The sequence below is a fragment of the uncultured Campylobacter sp. genome (genome assembly GCF_938002845.1).
GTDB lineage: Bacteria > Campylobacterota > Campylobacteria > Campylobacterales > Campylobacteraceae > Campylobacter_B.
The window spans coordinates 59,633-77,994 of record NZ_CALKZP010000048.1 but is presented as its reverse complement, the minus strand read 5'-3'; the positions used below and the strand labels follow the sequence as shown (position 1 = coordinate 77,994).

Below are 18,362 nucleotides of genomic sequence, written 5' to 3'. Positions count from 1 at the left end.
GGAAAACGAACTCAAAGGAAGTTGCGGAGCCGAAAATTTAGAGGAATTATTGGAGTATGTGGTAAAATGGCTAACGGATTAAAATTTAGCGAAAGAATTATGAAAGAGCTATATAAAATTTATCTGAAAGATAGTAAAAAGAGCTTCGTAGCTACCGGAAATACTACTCATTACGACGGCAATAAAATTTTGCCGCAGCCGTTTGCTTTAAGCATCGTTCAATACGACGGAGACAGCGGATTTTATCTGTTCTATCTCGACAAATCGGGGAAAGAGCAAACCGATACATATCATGAAAGCATAGAGGGTGCGTTTAAGCAGGCTGAATTTGAATTTGGCGTAAAGAAAGGGGATTGGATAAAGCTTTAGATTATGCAAATAAAATATCGCCAGCCGATTAAATTTAGAAAAGAGATGCTATGAAATTTAAAATTTTAGAACCAAACGAACGATACGGTTGGGTTTTTAGCCAAGATGAAAGACTTTTCAAAGCTTTCGGATTTAACGAAAATGGGCCATTTCTTAAGATATTGCCCAAAACCCCAAATGTCGAGAAAAAAGATATTTTAGATTACTTTGCGTATAGGATTTTTTGTCTATGCGAATGGTTTGAATTAGATTCAATGATTGCGGATGATTACGACTATATGCTACCACCATATGAAGATAATCCTGAAATTTCAGCTTATCCTACATATGCAGGAGAATACTTCGGAGTAATGGGCCAGCTATTTTTAGGGGGTATGATAGACTTCGGCATAGAGCGCGAAAATTTAAGAAAGAAATGGGCTGACTTCGATACGAATTTATCCAAGATCGATCTAGGGATGTCGCTTTATGAGAAGTGGATCTATTTTAGAGATAATTTCTTTTTTGGGTATAAATTTTTGGAGGAGGACAAAATAACTCCCCAAGCAGAGATAACTTGGAAGAATCCCGATACCTGGAGTAGATTTAGCCACTGGATGTGTATGACTAATGCGGGCAAAGAGTATCGTGATAAAATTTTAAAGCCGAGGCTTTATGAAAAGTATAAGGATGTGGTTATAGAGGTGTAATTTGGCGATTACAAATAACGAAAATTGATTATGAACATGTTTAATCTAGCAAGCAAAAGGACTTTAAATGACTATCTTACCAATATCAACCTTCGACAATGATTTACAAAGAGGCGATATTATAAAATTTAACGACGATGAGCTTATGGTCTGCGATGAGCGATGTTTCTGGACAGAAAATCCTTGCCTTTTAAATTTAAAAGATACCAGATATTTTGAGCTTTCGGATGAAATGCTATCAAGCAAAGCGGGATTTGTCGTGGACAAGGAGCAATTGATTCGTAATTTAGCAAATTTCGACATCAATGCGAGCCCCCAGGAGGTATTTATATGCTCCGATAATTATCTTAGTAGCGATGAACTAAAAGATTGCGACGAAACAATTCCTGGTTTCAGACTGATAAAGCCTAGGGATAAATTCGGACGCAATAGACGCATAAAGACAAATTTGATAGAAAAGCTTAGTATTCCTCTTTTGAAATTTCGCGGAAAGATCGAGGTCGGAGATATTATCGAATGTAGAAAATCCTGCTATCCATACGAGAAAAACGTAAGCTTTATCGTAGTAAAAGCAAAAGACGATGATGGAGTAAATTTTATAAAATTGATCGTAATTAGCGGCTACAAGGCGGGCTTATGGGTTTTGCCGTTTTTATTTGAAACGGATAAAAACACAATAGAAGCAGACTGGCTAATTAAAAATTGGAAATATATTTTTTATAGGTGCTGCGACATAAGGCACACTTATGTAAATTTACAAAATCGAAAAGAGATTTTAAATTTTACCGATAAGCAACTGGAAAATTTTATAAAAATTAAGCAAAAGAGATTTAAATTTAAAAATAAGAAGTGATATAATGCCTCGCCAATCGACATTATCAATATATACGGACAAAAATACACATAAGGAGAAAATTATGGTTAAAGCATTAAAATTTATAATTTGTGCCGTAGTAGTTTTGTTATTATTTATAATTTATGAAAGTACTTTGTGTGCAAAGTGCGATTATACGTTTTTTGTAGAGGAAAGGCTTATGGGTAGATTATTGATAGCAATCGATACAAATGATATAAATTTAGTAAGATATATTGCTGCTGAAGGTAGAGTTTGCAAGCAAGCCAATGTCCATAATAGAGCGCTTAAAGAATTAAGAAAAATGGAATCGGAAAATAATAGGACTAATGAGTAAACCGGGTTTTGTGGAACATAAAAAGAGATATGAAAGAAGCGAAATTTACAAGACGGCTTTCTTTCTTTACCCTTGCTCTTTTATCGGCTACCGCCATACTTTCCGATACTCCGTCGCTTTGTAAAATTTCAGACGCTAGATATACGCGCATTCAATTGCCGCACGAATTTCTAAAACTCCGCGTGAAATTTTAAAATTTCAAATCCTTTGCGTCTTACTAAATTTCTAAATTTTACAGTTTCAAATTTCGCAGACTAACTTCGCAGCAAGATTATCGTATAAAGCCAATCTGCCGCGAGCACGCGACAAACGAACCTCTAAATTCCGCCGCGCGCCCGCTTTGGTGCAAGCAGCTGTCTTGCACGAGAGGGCGCTTTGCGCGCAGCTTTAGACTGCCCAAACTTACGGCACAAAGCAATTATAAGCAGCTATGCGGCGGAATTTACGCCAAAGCCTCGCCGCAAGTTTTATTTAAGCACCTTACCTAAAATCCCGGCACCTTTGCCGACGGCGCTGCCGCGAAGCGCGCTTTCTTTTTCTCTCATCACCGCAAATAACCCGTCCAGCGTCTTTTGCGTTATGTAATCGTTCAGATCCTCGCCCTGCTTAGGCAGATATTCGCTCGCACCCAGCCCGCGCGCGATGTTTTGCACCGCCTCATTGCCCGCGATCTTGCTTTGCGCGAAGGAATTTAGCCCGTTATACGCCGTCGCGAAGCTGTTTTTGCTCATCATATCGCTTACGATCGGTCTGAAAACCGCCCGCAGCTTCGCGCCCGATTTACTCTGCAAATACTCGCTAAGCGCGGTGTCGCCGCCGCCGATGAGCTTTTTAACGTCGGCATCGCTCATCGATTTCAGATCTTGCAAAAATATCTTGCTCGCACCGCTCACCGCCTTGGTAGCGGCATCGTTCATACTCACGACGAGCTCGCGCTCCCATTTATCGCCGCCCACCTTTCTCGCAAGCTTCGCAGCCGCCTTAAGCGAAGGAGGAAGCTCGATTTTAGCGGTCTTGCTGTGGATGTAGCCCTTGGCGAGCTCGGCTACGGCGCGGTTCGTAGCGGAAGCGAGCAGCTCTTTGTAGTTTCCGCTCTGAGTCGCACCGAGCACGTCCGCGCCCTGCTTTAGGATATCCATTACGTCCGCATGTGCAAGCGACAGCGACGCAGCAGCTAGTAAAACTATAAATTTTTTCATATCGCAACCTTTGGATAAAATTTGCGCCATTATGCCAAAATGCGGTAAACGCTCAGCCCGTGCTCGATTTAAATTTACGCACTACGCGGGCGAGCTGAGATAAAATTTAGGTTAAATTTGAAACGTAGAATTTAAAAGCTAAATTTAACTGGCAAAATTTACCCCTCAAATTTAAAGATAAAATTTAGCTGGGCGGTCTTTGTCGTGCTTGCGACTAAAATTTAAAAGCATCGCTACGACAAGCTAAAATTTCAAAACCGCATTGATTGGTGCTATTTAAATTTACGCAGCGCACACGATGCCAGCGTAAGGCACATAAAGCAAATTATAGCGATGAGCTGTATATCCTCAGCACAAACGATTGAAATTTATCAAGCCCGCTGCAGCCAAAAAGCTCGCCGTAAATTTAAAGAGCTTAAATTTAAAAGCGAGCTGCCGCTTTTGACAAAATAAAGCGAGTTAAGCTTAAACCAGGCCTTGATCCAGCATCGCATCGGCTACGCGGCGAAAGCCCGCGATGTTCGAGCCTAGCACGAGGTTGCCCTCCGCGCCGAATTCCTTCGAGGTCTCGTAGCTGGTGCGAAATATGTGGCGCATGATCTCGCGCAGCTTGCTATCGACCTCCTCGAAGCTCCACGACGCCATCTGCGCGTTTTGCGCCATCTCAAGCCCGCTCGTAGCCACGCCGCCCGCATTCGCCGCTTTGGCAGGGCCGAAAAGAAAGTCTTTTTGCGCGAGCATAAAATCTATCGCTTCAAGCGTACTTGGCATATTCGCGCCCTCGCAAACCATGCGACATCCGTTGGCATAGAGAGTCTTTACGTCTTGCAGATTAAGCTCATTTTGCGTAGCGCTCGGAAACGCCGCGTCGCACGGCACGCTCCACACGCCGTTGCGGCCTGCGGGATAGGCGCTAACGGGGGTAAATTTTGCGCCGGGGCGCTCCTTGGCATATTCGCAAAGCCCTACGCGCAGCTGCTCTTTTAGCTTTTTAAGAAGCGCCACGTCTATTCCATCGGCGTCATAGATAAAGCCCGTGGAATCGCTTACCGTAACGGGCTTAGCCTGCATTTGATATAGCTTTTCGGCGGTGTAGATCGCGACGTTGCCGGCGCCAGAGATCGTGCAAATTTTGCCGTGTAGCGAATCGCCTCTGGTAGCGAGCATCTCGTTTGCAAAATAGACCGAGCCGTAGCCCGTAGCCTCGGTGCGCGCGAGGCTGCCGCCCCAGCTTAGCCCCTTGCCCGTAAGCGCGCCGTCGAATCTGCGGGTGAGCTTTTTATACGCGCCGTACATATAGCCGATCTCGCGGCCGCCCACGCCGATGTCGCCCGCGGGCACGTCGGTATTGGAGCTGATTAGGCGGTGAAGTTCTAACATAAAAGCTTGACAAAATCTCATAATCTCGCCGTCGCTCTTGCCCTTGGGATCGAAATTTGCGCCGCCCTTTGCGCCGCCGATATTAAGACCCGTGAGGGAATTTTTAAAAATTTGCTCAAACCCTAAAAATTTTAAAACGCCCAAATTTACGCTCGGATGAAAGCGCAGACCGCCTTTGTAAGGGCCCAGAGCAGAGTTGAATTCTATGCGATATCCCGTATGCACGCAGGGCTCGCCGCCGTCGCTCATATAGACGACGCGAAACATCATCGTGCGCTCGGGCGCCAAAATACGCTCTAAAATTTTATTTTTCACGTATCGTTCATCGCGCTTTAGAAGCGGTATGAGCGAGTATAAAATCTCGGTCGATGCCTGGATAAAGACCTCCTGACCGGGATTGGCGCGCTTTAAATTTAGCAGCAAGCCGTCGATGTAAGATTTCATAGTTCCTCCTTTTGAACCGGATTAAATTTTAATTTTTTGGCTTTAGCGATAAATTTTTTCAGAGCCAGCTCCTCGCGGACGCCGATTTTGTAACTTATAAATTTCAAATAATTCAAAATTTCGCGCTCTTTTATGCCGCGCGAAAGGGCGTAGCTTTGCAGGATATATCTTGGAATTTTAATGCGCGAACGCAAAAATTTCGTCGCCAGGCGTGAGTAGGCTTTTTCGTTTTTCACGCAACACAGCCGCCCGAAAACAAAGGGCAAGCCCGTGCGCTGCTGCCAAATTTCGCCCAAATCGTAGAATTTATCCCTGCCCTGCGAAAGTAGCGCCTTTAGAGCATTGTCGCCGATTAGCACCTCGCCGCTAAGTTCCAGCACGCGAGCTAGCATATTTGAGCTCATCGACGCTGGATCAAGCCTGGGCGCCGAGTTTTTGCGCACGAGCACGCTTAGTACTTCGCGCTTTGCGACGATTCCCAAAGGCAGTTTGCGGTATTTTGCGCGGCGGCTTTCAACGCTGGAGATTACCGCGGCATCTATGCGCCTATAATAAAGATCGGCGCAAAGTTTGCTCGGCACCCCTTTTTTAAATTCTATCGATTTTTTAACATAAGACGGCAGCGGAAGTGATTTTAAAAATACGTGAAATGGGAGCAAATTTAGATAATCGATTTTGCCTAATAACATAACTTTCTCCGAATTTAGCGCAGGAAAAGAGGTTAAATTCCGGCGCTAAATCGGAATTTAACCAAAAATTTCAGGATTTATTTGACCTCGGTGATCGGGATGGATTTGTATTTGCTAAACTCCACTATACCCTCACCTTTTTTGAAGTGGATGCTCACTCCGTCTTTGTTTTCCATATAGATGCCGTCGGCGGCACGATCGCGTTTGAGGTTGTAGCTTTTGCCGCTATCGTCCTTTAATACGGCGGTATTGAAATCGTCGTTTGAACTAAGCGATAGTTTTTTGCCCTGCTCATCGACGAAATAGAAGGTCTTTGTGTTCTCTTGAGTTATGGTTTTTTCGCTCTGTGCTTGCTTATTCATAGCGCTATCCGGGGATTGGCGGAGCTGGTTTGAGCCGCATCCTAGCAAAACTAGCGCCAAAGCGGCGCACGATAGAACTTTAAACATATTTTTCCTTTAAATTGAGGTTGCACTCGTTGATGAGTGATTTTCGTATATCCCAAAGCTTTTGAGAGAGATCCACTTTGTAGCTTTGCGGATGGACGTTGCGAAGGTGCTCAAGCCAAAATTTACTCTTCTGCTCCTTGCTAAAACGCGCGATCTCGCTTACCGTGCGGCGGACGCCTACGAATTTGCCCTCCTTAAAAACGGGGTGCAAAAGCTTATGCGCGCTGAAATTCGTTAAAATTTTACGCTTGTAGGTGTAAAGCGGGTGAAAAATTTCAAGCGGCGCGCTCTCGTCTATGCTCTCTCCCTCAAGCGCGATCAGATCGGCAAGCGCCATGCCGTTATCTTTGTCGTAGAGTCTAAAGACCTGTTTGTAGCCTGGATTATTGATCTTGCGCGGATCGTTTGAAATTTTGATCTTAGCCACGATCTCGCCATCTTTTTCGATACCGCTTAGCTTATACACCCCGCCTAGACTCGAACTATCTCCGCCGGTAATAAGCCTCGTGCCGATCCCCCAGCTATCGATTTTGGCATCAAAAAGCTTGAGTTGATCGATCGCGTATTCGTCCAGATCGTTAGATGCGGTGATCTTTGCGTTCTCAAAGCCCGCCGCGTCGAGCATCTTACGCGCCTGCTTAGTCAGATACTCCAGATCGCCCGAATCTATGCGGATTCCAAGCGGCTCATGACCGCTCGCACGAAGCTCCTCAAAAACTTTGATCGCATTTGACACGCCGCTTGCGAGAGTATCGTAGGTATCGACGAGCAAAAGCGTGCTGTTTGGATAAATTTTAGCGTAAGCGCGAAACGCCTCCAGCTCGCTATCAAAGCTCTGAATCCACGAGTGCGAGTGAGTGCCGATCGCAGGGACGTCAAATTTCTTTGCGGCGAGCACGTTTGACGTGGCGCTGCAACCGCCTATAATCGCAGCCTTTGCGCCGTAGATACCGGCGCTTCGCCCCTGAGCGCGGCGCAAGCCAAACTCCATCACCGAATCACCTTTGGCGCTAAAGTTTATGCGCGAGCTTTTCGTAGCGATGAGAGTTTGGAAATTTATCATATTTAGGATCGCGGTCTCGATGAGCTGCGCTTCCATAATGTTTGCCTTGACACGGATCAGCGGCTCGTGCGGAAATACGATCTGCCCCTCGTCCATTGCGTAAATTTCGCCGCTAAATTTAAAGCCTCTTAGAAATTCCAAAAATTCCGGCTTAAAGAAATTTAAACTTTTTAGATACGCGATGTCGTCCTCGCTAAATTTTAAGTTTTCGATATAATCCACGACCTCGTTTAAGCCGCAAAATATCGCGTAACCGCCGCCGCTTGGGTTTTTACGATAAAAAACGTCAAAAACCGCTGTCTGATCGGGCTTTGTGAAAAAATAGCCCTGCATCATACTAAGCTGATAAAAATCGGTAAGTAAAGCCAAATCTTTCATTTACGCCTCTTAAATTTAATCTCGCCTCGCGCAGGAGCAAGGAATCATAGCTTTTTAGCTTCTAGGCTCTTTTTATAAGCTGCAGCGTCGAACTCTTTGACGCGAGCGACGCCGTCATCTACCGCAGCTTTTGCGACGGCCGTCGAGATCACGGCAAATACGCGCGGATCGAAAGGATTTGGGATCACGTAGTCTTTACCGAATTTTAAGTTATCCTTGCCCAGCATCTTGCGGATTTCTGCAGGAACTTCTTCGCGAGCAAGATCCGCCATCGCACGAGCGGCCGCAATTTTCATATTTTCCGTAATCTTTTTGGCTCTTACGTCAAGCGCGCCACGGAAGATATACGGAAAGCCCAAAACGTTATTGATCTGATTTGCAAAGTCGCTTCTGCCGGTGCCTACGATCGCGTCGCTTCTTACTTCCTCCACCTCGCTCGGATAAATTTCCGGTACCGGATTTGCAAGCGCAAAAATGATCGGATGCGGCGCCATAGTCTTTACCATCTCTTTGGTTAAAACGCCCGGCTTACTAAGTCCTAAAAACATATCCGCGCCCTTCATCGCGTCCTCTAGCGTGCGATCTGCGGTGTCTAGGGCAAATTCTTTCTTTTGCTCGGTAAGATCGGTGCGGCCTTTGTGGATCACCCCTTTGGAATCGAGCATTATGATATGTTTAGCGCCTAAATTACGATACATCTTTGCGCACGCTATGCCTGCAGCGCCCGAGCCACTGACTACGATCTTCATATCCTCGATCTTTTTGCCGCTGATAAGAGCTGCATTGATTAGTCCTGCGCCCGTAATCATCGCGGTGCCGTGCTGATCGTCATGCATGACGGGGATATCGACGGCTTTTTGCAGCTCGCGCTCGATCTCAAAGCATTCGGGAGCTTTGATATCCTCTAAATTTATACCGCCGAATGTAGGCGCTATCGCTTTGCAAATTTCAATTATTTTTTTAGGATCTTTTTCGTCGATCTCGATATCGAAGGCATCAACGCCGCCGAATTTTTTAAACAAAACCGCCTTGCCTTCCATTACGGGCTTTCCGGCGATCGCGCCGATATCTCCGAGACCCAAAACCGCCGTACCGTTAGTGATAACGGCTACGAGATTGGCTTTATTCGTGTATTTAAACGCAGCCTCGTGATCACCTTCGATCACCTTGCAAGGCTCCGCGACGCCCGGCGTGTATGCAAGCGCCAAATCCTCCGCAGTAGCGCACGGGGTTTTTACATTCGTTCCGATTTTACCGCCTATATGGTACTTCAAAGCCGCTTCAACGTTTACTTTAGCCATTTTATAATCCTTTTTTGATTAAATTTGAAATTCTCGTTTTAACTTCGTCGCTTCCTAAAATTTCACAAATTTCAAAAATCGACGGACTAACGCTGCCTCCCGTGATCGCGACGCGCAGCGGCTGAGCAAGATCCTTTAGCTTGGCGCCGTTTGCGTCCAAAAACTCCATCGTCCTTTCCTCGCACTCCTTTGCATTTAAATTTGCGCTTAGAGTATCCGAAAATTTTGCGAGTAAGCTTAGCGAACTTTCGGTTACAAATTTCTTATACGCCTTCTCGTCATAGCAGCTCGGGCGGTTTAGAAGAATTTTAATGCCCTCGGCCATCTCCACTAGCGTCTTTGCGCGCTGTTTGTACTGCTGGGCGATGAGATGTTTTTTCGCGTGCGAGCGGATATCGACGCCGAATTCCACAAGCTGCAAGACAAGCTCATCGTCGTCAGAGTTTTTAATATAATGCGCGTTTAACCACTCGAGCTTGGTTTGGTTGAAGGTGCTACAGCTCTTGCTGATATGGTTAGGATCAAAGTATCGCTTCATCTCCTCCATGCTAAAAATTTCATCATCCCCGTGACTCCAGCCCAGGCGCACTAAGAAATTTAGCAGAGCTTGGGGCAGATAGCCCATGCGCTTGTACTCCATCACGTCGGTAGCGCCGTGACGCTTACTTAGCTTGCTGCCGTCGGTGCCGTTAATCATCGCGACGTGGTAAAATTTTGGGATTTTAAAGCCTAGCGCATTATACAGCACGATCTGCTTCGGGGTGTTGCTTAGATGATCGTCGCCGCGGATCACGTCCGTGACGCCCATCAGCGCGTCGTCGATCACGACCGTGAAGTTATACGTAGGCGTGCCATCGGAACGCGCGATGATGAAATCGTCCAGAATATCGGCGGCATTAAATTTTATCTCGCCCTTGATGCCGTCACTAAATTCTATCGTGCCGCTAAGTGGGGATTTGATGCGGATTACGGGCTCGATCCCTGCAGGTGGCGTACCGGTAAAATCGCGATAGCGGTTATCATAGCGCGGACGCTCTTTTCGAGCTTCTTGCTGCGCGCGCAGCTCATCCAGCTCGTCCTTACTCATATAGCATCTGTATGCCTTGCCCTCATCTAGCAGCTTTTGGACATATTGTTTATAAAGATCAAAGCGCAAGCTTTGATACACGATCTGCCCGTCATAGTCCAGATTGCACCACTTAAAGGCTTCCTCAATCGCCTGCGCGGCCTCCTGCGAATTGCGCTTCAGATCAGTATCCTCGATGCGCAGCAGGAATTTGCCGCCGTTTGCCCTAGCGTAAAGATAACTAAAAAGCGCCGTTCTAAGTCCGCCGATATGTAAATATCCCGTAGGACTCGGCGCAAAACGAGTTACTATCATAAAAATTCCTTTGCAAAAATTACCATTTAATGTTATAATCGTGATCTTGTAATTATAAAGCAAAAAGACTAAATAAAGGTTAAAAATGATAAAGAAACTGCTTTTTTCCGCAATGATATGTGCCGTTTGTGCAAATGCCGAAGTAGTAAACGGCGTCATCGCCGTGGTAGATAATGAGCCGATCACCGGCTACGAACTAGCCAAAGTTCAAAAACTAACGGGCGCTTCGCCGCAAGCCGCGATGGAAATTTTAATCGGGCAAAAGCTGCAACAATCCGAGATTAAACGCCGCGATATCGCGGTAAATGACGCGGAGATCGACGCGAGGCTCAAAGCGATCGCCGATCAAAATAAGCTTAGCTTAGACCAACTCAAAACCGCCGTGCAAAAGCAAGGCATGAACTACGATGACTTTAAAGCAAATGTCCGCCGCACACTGCTTGAAGAAAAGCTCTACGGCTCGATATTCGCAGATGTACAGCACCGCACGACCCCTGAAAATGTCAAAAAATTTTACAGTCAAAATAGTTCATTATTCACGACTTTCGATAGCATCACGCTAACCCGCTACATCGCAAAATCGCAAGCTCCGCTCGATAAGATCCGCACAAATCCGAAGCTCCGCCCAAGCGACGTGTATGTGATGAAGGGAACCCTCAAGGCCAATCAAATGGATGAGGGGCTCAAATACATCGTCACGAACGTCGAGCAGGGCAAATTTTCGCCGATAATCCCTACGCGCAACGGCTACGAGATGTTTTACGTAAACGACAAAAAGGGGCTTCGCACGCTTGATTTTGACAGCGTGCAAGAAAAGGCGATCGAAGGCTACGTGACCTCCGAGCGCAAAAAGGCGATCACCGAGTTCAACGACAGGCTCCGCTCAAACGCCAATATCCGCATTATCGAGCGTCCGCAGGCAAAAGCGCAAGGCACAAAAACCGCTCCAAAAGTCAAAGTGCAAAAAAGGCAGTAAATTTTAAAATCCGATGCCGCGTTAAATTTAATCGGAATTTTAAGATATGCTATCGCGAGAAAATATAAATTAGCAGCCTTAATGGCATTCAGTTTTAATAAGAATTCTAAAAACGTGAAATTTAGTTCAAATTTTAAAGGTGCCTAGCGATAATAATCAGTGATTTTACCGAGTTTGTAAGTAAATGACGGTATAATTTGTTGAGATTTTAAAACTTTTAGAAAAATCTTTAATTACCAAGATTTATATAAATTTCTATATCCGATATCTACTTCAATACCGACTTACGAATTAACTACCGATCTAAGTGTTAAAACTCTCATTTGCTCTATGCTTTGATATAAAAGTTATTGGCAAACGCAATAAAAATTTAAAATTAATATTTCTAAATTTAAGCATTTTGTAAGGGGGAGGGGTATCATAATTTAAATTTTAAATAAGGAGATCGCTTTGAAACTAATCATCAAAGAAAGAGCGGATAAATCTGAAGTTATGAACATCGTCACCCAATATTCTGAGGGAATAAAACTAAGAATTACGAATATGGAGAATTCACAATATCCGCAAAATTCAGTAGATATCTATATGGGAGATAAGCAATTAACGTCGTTTTGTTGTAACAATGAAGATACAAATAAACTAAAAACCGCATTTGAAAAATTCTCCAATGCTTTAGAAATATGCGTTGAGCTTAACGAGCAAAGAGGTAAAACTTTAGCGAGCTTGCGCGAATTTTCTGCTGATAAATAATTTTAAGGTTTTACGCTATGCGCAAAATAATATTTTCTCTTATATTGACGATCGGCGCTTCGTTCGCTTATGATGCATGCGATAATAAAGAGGTACAAAAATTTCTAGTAGATAATAACTCGTTCTTACAAGAACGAAAAGCATATATTGCTTTTTTCTGCAAAAATAGTACAATGATGACCGGTACCGATTTGAAAAGATCTAAAAAAATATCTAAAAAAGAAGCTGCGTATTTAAAAGTAGAAGGAAAACTTGATAAAATCGCAGCTGATTCAATCTGTCCTGGTTTGGACGCTTTTCAGGATTTAGGTTTAAACCGAAAAGCAAATCTTATATACTTTTTTGGCAACAACGAGCCTTTTTATATAGTTACGGTAGATGATAATTTTTGCAAAAAATATGATTATTGAATTATCTAAAAAATTTATTTAGTAACCATAGCGTGGAAAATATATGCAAATAACAGAAGGGTCAAAAAATGCGTAAAACAATATTTTTTCTTCTATTGGGGATCAGCATTTCATTTGCTAATGACGGATGCAATCAAAATATTGCAGTTCAGATCATGAGTGATTATGATTTAAAACAAGAGGTTGGTGAAATTGCTACTATGTTCCCTATTTTAATCTGTAAAAGTGATACTATAACGATCAAATACACATTTCATATTACTGCACCAAATATAGATAGAGAAAAATATAAGCAAAGGCTATATAGTATATTTCTTCATAACAACAAAAATAAATACGATATAGTAGATAGGAGCTGTAGAATTCTTAATATGAGCTTGAGTGATGGCTCGAAAGCAAAAGATGCTGGCATTAAATATATTTATCAGACATATTATCTCGATAACGAGATGCTTTTCTCAATAGTAATGAACGATGAGCTGTGTCGACGACGGGGATTTTAATATCTGATATATATGCGCTGATTTCTAATATGTACTACAAAAGTCTATTTTGACTTATATATTCATATCCCTAGAATTTTAAATCGTAAAATTTAACCACTAAGCCAAAATACTCAATGATTAAATTCTATGATTCTTGTAAGATGCTACCTTCCGCTTAGATACTCCTGTAACGTTTTAACTTCAAGCACAGAGTCGTCCTTTATCGAGCAGATCGAGCGCGTAGCGGCGATCGCCGCCTTCATCGTCGTAAAATACGGCAGCCTAAAGCGTAGCACGCTCTGGCGGATCTTTGCGGCGTCGGTAGAGTTTGATTTGCTATCGCTGGTGTTGATGACGAGCGAAATTTCGCCGTTTTTGAGTTTGTCCTCGATATTTGGGCGACCCTCGCTGATTTTATAGACAAACTCGCACTCCACGCCGTTTTCGCCCAGTAGCTTGTGAGTGCCGCTCGTAGCGGCGATACTAAAGCCCGCGCCCGTAAGTGCGCGTGCAAGCTCCACGGCTCGCAGCTTGTCGTGATCGGCTAGCGACAAAAATACCTTGCCGCCGCTTGGAAGCGCGTTGTTCGCGCCGATTTGCGATTTAGCAAAGCTTTTGGCGAAATTTTCGCCGATACCCATCACCTCGCCGGTGCTTTTCATCTCAGGCCCCAGGATCAGATCCGCGCCTGCAAGCTTGTTGAAAGGAAAGACGCTTTCTTTGACGCAGATATGGTTTTTAATACGCGGTTTTAAAATTCCCTTCTCTTCGACCAGCACGCCGAACTCGTCGTAAAATTTCAAAGCCTCGCGCAGACCCCCTTGCCACATTACGCGGGTAGCGACCTTAGCCATCGGAATTCCCGTCGCCTTGCTCACAAACGGCACGGTGCGGCTCGCGCGCGGATTTACCTCGATAATGTAAAGCTCGTTTTCAAAAATTGCGAATTGAATATTCATAAGTCCCACGACGCCGAGATTTAGCGCGATCTCTTTAGTTTGGCGACTTACCAGATCGATCATCTCCGCGCTTAGGCTAAGCGGTGGCAAGATACTCGCGCTATCGCCGCTGTGGATGCCCGCCTCTTCGATATGCTCCATTATCGCGCCGATATACACGTCGCGTCCGTCGCAGATCGCGTCGACGTCGAGCTCTGTCGCGTCAAGTAAAAATTTATCTATAAGCACCGGCGAATGATCGCTTACGCGCACCGCCTCGCTCATATACTGCCTAAGCTCCGCTTCGCTATGCACGCGCCTCATCGCGCGACCGCCGAGCACGTAGCTAGGGCGCACGAGCACCGGATAGCCGATCGCAGCGGCCTTTTCGATCGCTTCTGCTTCGCTTATGGCGGTATCGTTTTTCGGCTGCTTAACGCCGATGCTTGCGATAAACTCGCTAAATTTCTTGCGGTCCTCCGCTACGTCTATCGTGCGCGCGCTCGTGCCGATGATCTTGGCTCCCACGGTGCTTAGTCGTTTGGCGAGCTTTAACGGAGTTTGGCCGCCGAAATGCACGATCACGCCGTCCGGGCTCTCAGCCTCGATGACCGCTCTAACGTGCTCAAAATCGATCGGCTCGAAGTATAAAATATCGCTCGTGTCGTAGTCGGTGCTGACGGTTTCTGGGTTGCAGTTATACATTATCGTGGTGATCCCCATATCGCGCAGAGCGTAGCTAGCGTGCACGCAGCAGTAGTCAAACTCGATACCCTGCCCGATGCGGTTCGGACCGCCGCCGATAATGAGGACCTTTTTATTATCTTTTGAAATTTTACGGCTTGCGATGGCGGGAGTTATGTTGGTGCTGGAGTACAGATACGGAGTAAGCGCCGCGAACTCGCCCGCACAGGTATCTACTTCGTTGTATTCAAGATCGATGCCCTGCCTGGCGCAGGCAAAATGGATATCGTTTTGCGTAAGGCCCAGATTGTCCTTTTTGTTGATCAAATTTGCGATCATCTTGTCGCTAAAGCCCCAGCTCTTGGCCTGTCTTAAAAGCGCCGCGTCGTTGATGATCTCCATATCGATGCGCTCTTCAAATTTTACGATCTGCTCGATCTGGCTCAAAAACCAGCGATCGATCTTACTAAGCTCGTAAATTTGATCCACGCTCATGCCTGCTCTAAAGCTCTGGGCGATGTATAAAATTCTATCTTGCTGCGCGTTGCGAAGCCCGAAGATGAGATCCTTCTCGCTTAAATTTAACTCCACGAAGCCGAAGTAGCCCTTCTCCAGCGAGCAAAGCGCCTTTTGAATGCTCTCTTTAAAGCTGCGCCCGATCGCCATCACCTCGCCGATACTTTTCATCGCGGTGCCCAGATAGGGGTTTGCGCCGGGGAATTTTTCAAACGCAAAGCGAGGAATTTTAGTCACGATATAATCAATCACCGGCTCGAAGCTCGCAGGCGTGCCGGTGATGTCGTTTTTGATCTCATCCAGGCTAAATCCCACAGCTAACATCGTAGCGACCTTGGCGATCGGATAGCCCGTGGCTTTGGACGCAAGAGCCGAGCTGCGGCTTACGCGCGGGTTCATCTCGATGACGATCATCCGCCCCGTTTGCGGATTTACCGCAAACTGCACGTTTGAGCCGCCCGTATCCACGCCGATCTCGCGTAAAATTTTAAAGCTCGCGTCGCGCATTCTCTGATATTCTTTATCGGTAAGCGTCAGAGCGGGCGCAACCGTGATGGAATCTCCCGTATGCACCCCCATCGGGTCGAAATTTTCGATCGAGCAGACGATGATGCAGTTGTCCTTGTGATCGCGGATCACCTCCATTTCGAACTCTTTCCATCCAAGCAGGCTCTCTTCGATCAAAATTTCATTTATCGGGCTTACATCTAGCCCATTTTGCGCGACCTCTTTAAACTCGTCGATATTGTACGCCACGCCGCTGCCCGCACCGCCTAGGGTGTAGCTGGCGCGGATAATGAGCGGAAAGCCGATCTCATTTGCAGCGGCCATCGCCTCTTCGATATTGTAGGCGTATTTGGATTTAGGCAGATCCATTCCGATCTTAATCATCGCCTCTTTAAATTTTACCCTATCCTCGCCCTTTTTGATCGCTTCAGGCTTGGCGCCTAGAAATTTCACCCCAGCTAGCTCGCCGCTTTCGTAAGCTTCCATCGCGACGTTTAGCGCGACCTGTCCGCCCATCGTAGGCAGGATCGCATCGACGCCCTCGCGCTTTATGATACGCAAAATGCTCTCTTTGGTGATCGGCTCGATATAGGTAGCGTCGGCAAAATCGGGATCGGTCATAATGGTAGCGGGATTGGAGTTTATTAGCACTACGCGGTATCCGAGGCTCTTTAGCGTCTTGGCAGCCTGCGTGCCGCTGTAATCGAACTCACACGCCTGGCCGATTACGATCGGACCGCTGCCGATCAATAAAATCGTCTTAATATCATCTCTTTTGGGCATCAATTTTCCTTTGTAACGACATACAAAAACGCCGGCATCTCGGAGCTCACATAGGGCTCTACGACGGCGCTTTTGTATAGCTTCCCGTTTTGAATTTCTTTGACCTTCCCCACAGGCACGCCGGCAAAGAAAATTTCATCTTTGCCACTCGTAAAAACCTCATCGCCTACCTTGGGATCGAGCCATTGCGGGATGTATCTAACTACGAGCTCGTTATTTTCACCGCCTGCGACGCCAGGAATTTGAGCATCTCCTATGAAAACGGAGAAGTTGCTCTTTTCGTCGCGCTGCAAGATCGCAAGCGGGCGCCCATCTTTATTTACTAAAATTCCTGCGGTCTTGCCCTCACTGATGAGGCCGTAAATTTTGTTTGGGTTAAAATTTTCAAAATTTACAAAGAATTTGTTGTAGTCGTTTAGATTCGCGTAGCTCAGCGCCTTTACGAGCTGGACTTTGGGCTCGTAGACGGAGCTGTTTTTATCGATCAAAATTTTATTCAGCTCGCCCGCGAACGTACTAAGCAGCATCGCCGATTTTTTTAACTCGGCATTTTCTTCTCGTAGAGCCTTGATCGTCTCTGCTTGGTTAAAATGCTCGTTTACAGCGCTTTTTACCCGATCGCTTACGCCGTAATAAACCTCTAAAATTCCTCCTGCAAATCCGATAAATTTGCCGTGGATATACGAGCCGAACGTAAGAGAAACGGCTACCAGCAAAACCGCGACGAGGAGGAGTTTGAGATTAGTCATTTGCCGCTTGTTTTAGCGATTTGATCTCTTCTAGGGCTTTTCCCGTGCCGTTTGCGACGCAAAGCAGCGGCTCGTCCGCGACGAAAACCGGAAGCTTTACGGTGTCGCTTAGATACTTATCCAATCCGCGAATGAGCGCGCCGCCGCCCGTTAGCACGACGCCGTTTTCGACGATGTCGGCGGCGACTTCGGGCTGAATGCTCTCAAGGACAAATTTTAACGCATCGGCAATCTCTCTGATTGAGTCTTTGATCGCCTCTCTAACGTCCTCGCTCGTAAGATCGACCGAGCTTAAAAGCCCGCTAATTTGGTCTTTTCCTTTGACCGTGTATGTAAGATCTTTTTGCTGTTGTACCGCCGTGCCGATCTTGATCTTGATCTCCTCGGCGGCGCGCTCCGAAATAAGCAGGCTATATTTTTCTTTGACGTAATTAACGATGCTAGCGTCGATCTTATCGCCTGCAACGCGGACAGATTTGGCACTGATGATACCGCCTAGCGAGATGACGCCGATCTCGGTGGTACCGCCGCCGATATCTACGACCAGCGAGCCGCGCGCTTCATTCACCGGAAGCCCCGCACCGATCGCCGCAGCCATCGGCTCTTCGATTAGATAAACCTCGCGCGCACCCGCTATCATCGCGCTTTCTCGCACGGCTTTGCGCTCGACCTGAGTTAGCCCGTAAGGAACCGAGATGATGATGCGCGGGCTTACGAAAAAGCGGCGCTTGTGGGTCTTTTCGATAAAATACCTAATCATCTTCTCCGTCATATCAAAATCCGCGATAACGCCGTCCTTCATCGGGCGCACCGCTTCGATGTCGCCCGGAGTTCGTCCGAGCATCTCTTTGGCTTCGGCGCCCACGGCGATGATTCTTTGCTTGCCGTAGCGCTCATTTTGTACCGCTACGACGCTCGGCTCGTTGATGATGATGCCTTTATCTTTTAGTAGCACCAGCGTGTTTGCCGTGCCTAAATCGATGCCCATATCCCTTGAAAATAATCCTAGAATCGAATCAAGTAACATTTATC

The 18,362-nt window shown here is 46.0% G+C and carries 18 protein-coding genes; 8 read left to right on the top strand and 10 right to left on the bottom strand.

Annotated elements, in window-relative coordinates:
* The 4 genes from Q0224_RS07600 to Q0224_RS07585 all read left to right on the top strand — a co-directional run.
* Positions 1-369 (top strand): hypothetical protein (locus tag Q0224_RS07600; protein WP_297950278.1); only part of this gene is annotated, 369 nt, incomplete at its 5' end.
* A 50-nt stretch (positions 370-419) separates the two neighbouring features.
* Entirely contained in the window at positions 420-1,058 is a 639-nt protein-coding gene (locus Q0224_RS07595; protein ID WP_297950276.1) for a hypothetical protein, read from the top strand.
* Between the two features lie 67 nt (positions 1,059-1,125).
* Positions 1,126-1,911, top strand: a complete 786-nt coding sequence (imm45, locus tag Q0224_RS07590; RefSeq protein ID WP_297950275.1) for an Imm45 family immunity protein — start codon at positions 1,126-1,128, stop codon at positions 1,909-1,911.
* Positions 1,912-1,975: 64 nt separating this feature from the next.
* Positions 1,976-2,248 (top strand): hypothetical protein, encoded by a 273-nt coding sequence (locus Q0224_RS07585; protein ID WP_297950274.1) that lies wholly within the window; start codon positions 1,976-1,978, stop codon positions 2,246-2,248.
* 467 nt (positions 2,249-2,715) lie between these two features.
* Here Q0224_RS07585 and Q0224_RS07580 read toward each other — a convergent pair whose 3' ends face one another.
* The 7 genes from Q0224_RS07580 to gltX form a co-directional block, all read right to left on the bottom strand.
* Complete coding sequence (locus Q0224_RS07580; protein ID WP_297950273.1) at positions 2,716-3,447, bottom strand: DUF4197 domain-containing protein; 732 nt, start codon at positions 3,445-3,447, stop codon at positions 2,716-2,718.
* A 465-nt stretch (positions 3,448-3,912) separates the two neighbouring features.
* Positions 3,913-5,271, bottom strand: a complete 1,359-nt coding sequence (gene gdhA / locus Q0224_RS07575) for an NADP-specific glutamate dehydrogenase (RefSeq protein ID WP_297950271.1) — start codon at positions 5,269-5,271, stop codon at positions 3,913-3,915.
* Positions 5,268-5,960, bottom strand: a complete 693-nt coding sequence (locus tag Q0224_RS07570) for an MqnA/MqnD/SBP family protein (protein ID WP_297950269.1) — start codon at positions 5,958-5,960, stop codon at positions 5,268-5,270. Before Q0224_RS07570 ends, gdhA begins: the two co-directional genes overlap by 4 nt.
* A gap of 77 nt (positions 5,961-6,037) precedes the next feature.
* A complete protein-coding gene (locus Q0224_RS07565) occupies positions 6,038-6,409 on the bottom strand; it encodes a hypothetical protein (protein WP_297950267.1) in 372 nt (123 codons plus the stop codon).
* A complete protein-coding gene (locus Q0224_RS07560; protein ID WP_297950264.1) occupies positions 6,402-7,850 on the bottom strand; it encodes a nicotinate phosphoribosyltransferase in 1,449 nt (482 codons plus the stop codon). Before Q0224_RS07560 ends, Q0224_RS07565 begins: the two co-directional genes overlap by 8 nt.
* A 44-nt stretch (positions 7,851-7,894) precedes the next feature.
* Complete coding sequence (locus Q0224_RS07555; protein ID WP_297950262.1) at positions 7,895-9,151, bottom strand: malic enzyme-like NAD(P)-binding protein; 1,257 nt, start codon at positions 9,149-9,151, stop codon at positions 7,895-7,897.
* Position 9,152: 1 nt separating this feature from the next.
* Positions 9,153-10,532, bottom strand: a complete 1,380-nt coding sequence (gltX, locus tag Q0224_RS07550; protein ID WP_297950260.1) for a glutamate--tRNA ligase — start codon at positions 10,530-10,532, stop codon at positions 9,153-9,155.
* A gap of 85 nt (positions 10,533-10,617) precedes the next feature.
* Here gltX and Q0224_RS07545 point away from each other — a divergent pair, with 85 nt between their 5' ends.
* The 4 genes from Q0224_RS07545 to Q0224_RS07530 all read left to right on the top strand — a co-directional run bounded on the left by Q0224_RS07545 (position 10,618) and on the right by Q0224_RS07530 (position 13,171).
* Positions 10,618-11,508, top strand: a complete 891-nt coding sequence (locus Q0224_RS07545) for a peptidylprolyl isomerase (protein WP_297950258.1) — start codon at positions 10,618-10,620, stop codon at positions 11,506-11,508.
* A gap of 450 nt (positions 11,509-11,958) precedes the next feature.
* Positions 11,959-12,258: a hypothetical protein gene (locus Q0224_RS07540; protein WP_297950256.1), complete on the top strand. Its 300-nt coding sequence runs from the start codon at positions 11,959-11,961 to the stop codon at positions 12,256-12,258.
* A 17-nt stretch (positions 12,259-12,275) separates the two neighbouring features.
* Positions 12,276-12,668 (top strand): hypothetical protein, encoded by a 393-nt coding sequence (locus Q0224_RS07535; protein WP_297950254.1) that lies wholly within the window; start codon positions 12,276-12,278, stop codon positions 12,666-12,668.
* 68 nt (positions 12,669-12,736) lie between these two features.
* The gene (locus Q0224_RS07530; RefSeq protein ID WP_297950252.1) at positions 12,737-13,171 is read left to right on the top strand and encodes a hypothetical protein; all 435 of its coding nucleotides are present in this window, start codon (positions 12,737-12,739) and stop codon (positions 13,169-13,171) included.
* Between the two features lie 146 nt (positions 13,172-13,317).
* On the opposite strand, the gene carB is transcribed toward Q0224_RS07530, so the two are convergent.
* From carB to Q0224_RS07515, 3 genes are read right to left on the bottom strand one after another with little or no spacing between them, the layout of a single operon-like run.
* A complete protein-coding gene (gene carB, locus Q0224_RS07525; protein ID WP_297950250.1) occupies positions 13,318-16,581 on the bottom strand; it encodes a carbamoyl-phosphate synthase large subunit in 3,264 nt (1,087 codons plus the stop codon).
* Positions 16,581-17,330: a rod shape-determining protein MreC gene (gene mreC / locus Q0224_RS07520; protein WP_297950248.1), complete on the bottom strand. Its 750-nt coding sequence runs from the start codon at positions 17,328-17,330 to the stop codon at positions 16,581-16,583. Before mreC ends, carB begins: the two co-directional genes overlap by 1 nt.
* On the bottom strand, positions 17,323-18,357 hold the full coding sequence (locus Q0224_RS07515) for a rod shape-determining protein (RefSeq protein WP_005869818.1): 1,035 nt from the start codon (positions 18,355-18,357) through the stop codon (positions 17,323-17,325). The genes mreC and Q0224_RS07515 overlap by 8 nt, the downstream gene beginning before the upstream one ends.
* Positions 18,358-18,362 lie beyond the last annotated feature (5 nt).

What these genes read in the sequence shown, in the direction of transcription:
- Q0224_RS07595 (WP_297950276.1), top strand. Translation starts at nt 420, where the DNA reads ATGAAATTTAAAATTTTAGAACCAAACGAACGATACGGTTGGGTTTTT.
- imm45 (WP_297950275.1), top strand. Translation starts at nt 1,126, where the DNA reads ATGACTATCTTACCAATATCAACCTTCGACAATGATTTACAAAGAGGC.
- Q0224_RS07585 (WP_297950274.1), top strand. Translation starts at nt 1,976, where the DNA reads ATGGTTAAAGCATTAAAATTTATAATTTGTGCCGTAGTAGTTTTGTTA.
- Q0224_RS07580 (WP_297950273.1), bottom strand. Translation starts at nt 3,447, where the DNA reads ATGAAAAAATTTATAGTTTTACTAGCTGCTGCGTCGCTGTCGCTTGCA.
- gdhA (WP_297950271.1), bottom strand. Translation starts at nt 5,271, where the DNA reads ATGAAATCTTACATCGACGGCTTGCTGCTAAATTTAAAGCGCGCCAAT.
- Q0224_RS07570 (WP_297950269.1), bottom strand. Translation starts at nt 5,960, where the DNA reads ATGTTATTAGGCAAAATCGATTATCTAAATTTGCTCCCATTTCACGTA.
- Q0224_RS07565 (WP_297950267.1), bottom strand. Translation starts at nt 6,409, where the DNA reads ATGTTTAAAGTTCTATCGTGCGCCGCTTTGGCGCTAGTTTTGCTAGGA.
- Q0224_RS07560 (WP_297950264.1), bottom strand. Translation starts at nt 7,850, where the DNA reads ATGAAAGATTTGGCTTTACTTACCGATTTTTATCAGCTTAGTATGATG.
- Q0224_RS07555 (WP_297950262.1), bottom strand. Translation starts at nt 9,151, where the DNA reads ATGGCTAAAGTAAACGTTGAAGCGGCTTTGAAGTACCATATAGGCGGT.
- gltX (WP_297950260.1), bottom strand. Translation starts at nt 10,532, where the DNA reads ATGATAGTAACTCGTTTTGCGCCGAGTCCTACGGGATATTTACATATC.
- Q0224_RS07545 (WP_297950258.1), top strand. Translation starts at nt 10,618, where the DNA reads ATGATAAAGAAACTGCTTTTTTCCGCAATGATATGTGCCGTTTGTGCA.
- Q0224_RS07535 (WP_297950254.1), top strand. Translation starts at nt 12,276, where the DNA reads ATGCGCAAAATAATATTTTCTCTTATATTGACGATCGGCGCTTCGTTC.
- Q0224_RS07530 (WP_297950252.1), top strand. Translation starts at nt 12,737, where the DNA reads ATGCGTAAAACAATATTTTTTCTTCTATTGGGGATCAGCATTTCATTT.
- carB (WP_297950250.1), bottom strand. Translation starts at nt 16,581, where the DNA reads ATGCCCAAAAGAGATGATATTAAGACGATTTTATTGATCGGCAGCGGT.
- mreC (WP_297950248.1), bottom strand. Translation starts at nt 17,330, where the DNA reads ATGACTAATCTCAAACTCCTCCTCGTCGCGGTTTTGCTGGTAGCCGTT.
- Q0224_RS07515 (WP_005869818.1), bottom strand. Translation starts at nt 18,357, where the DNA reads ATGTTACTTGATTCGATTCTAGGATTATTTTCAAGGGATATGGGCATC.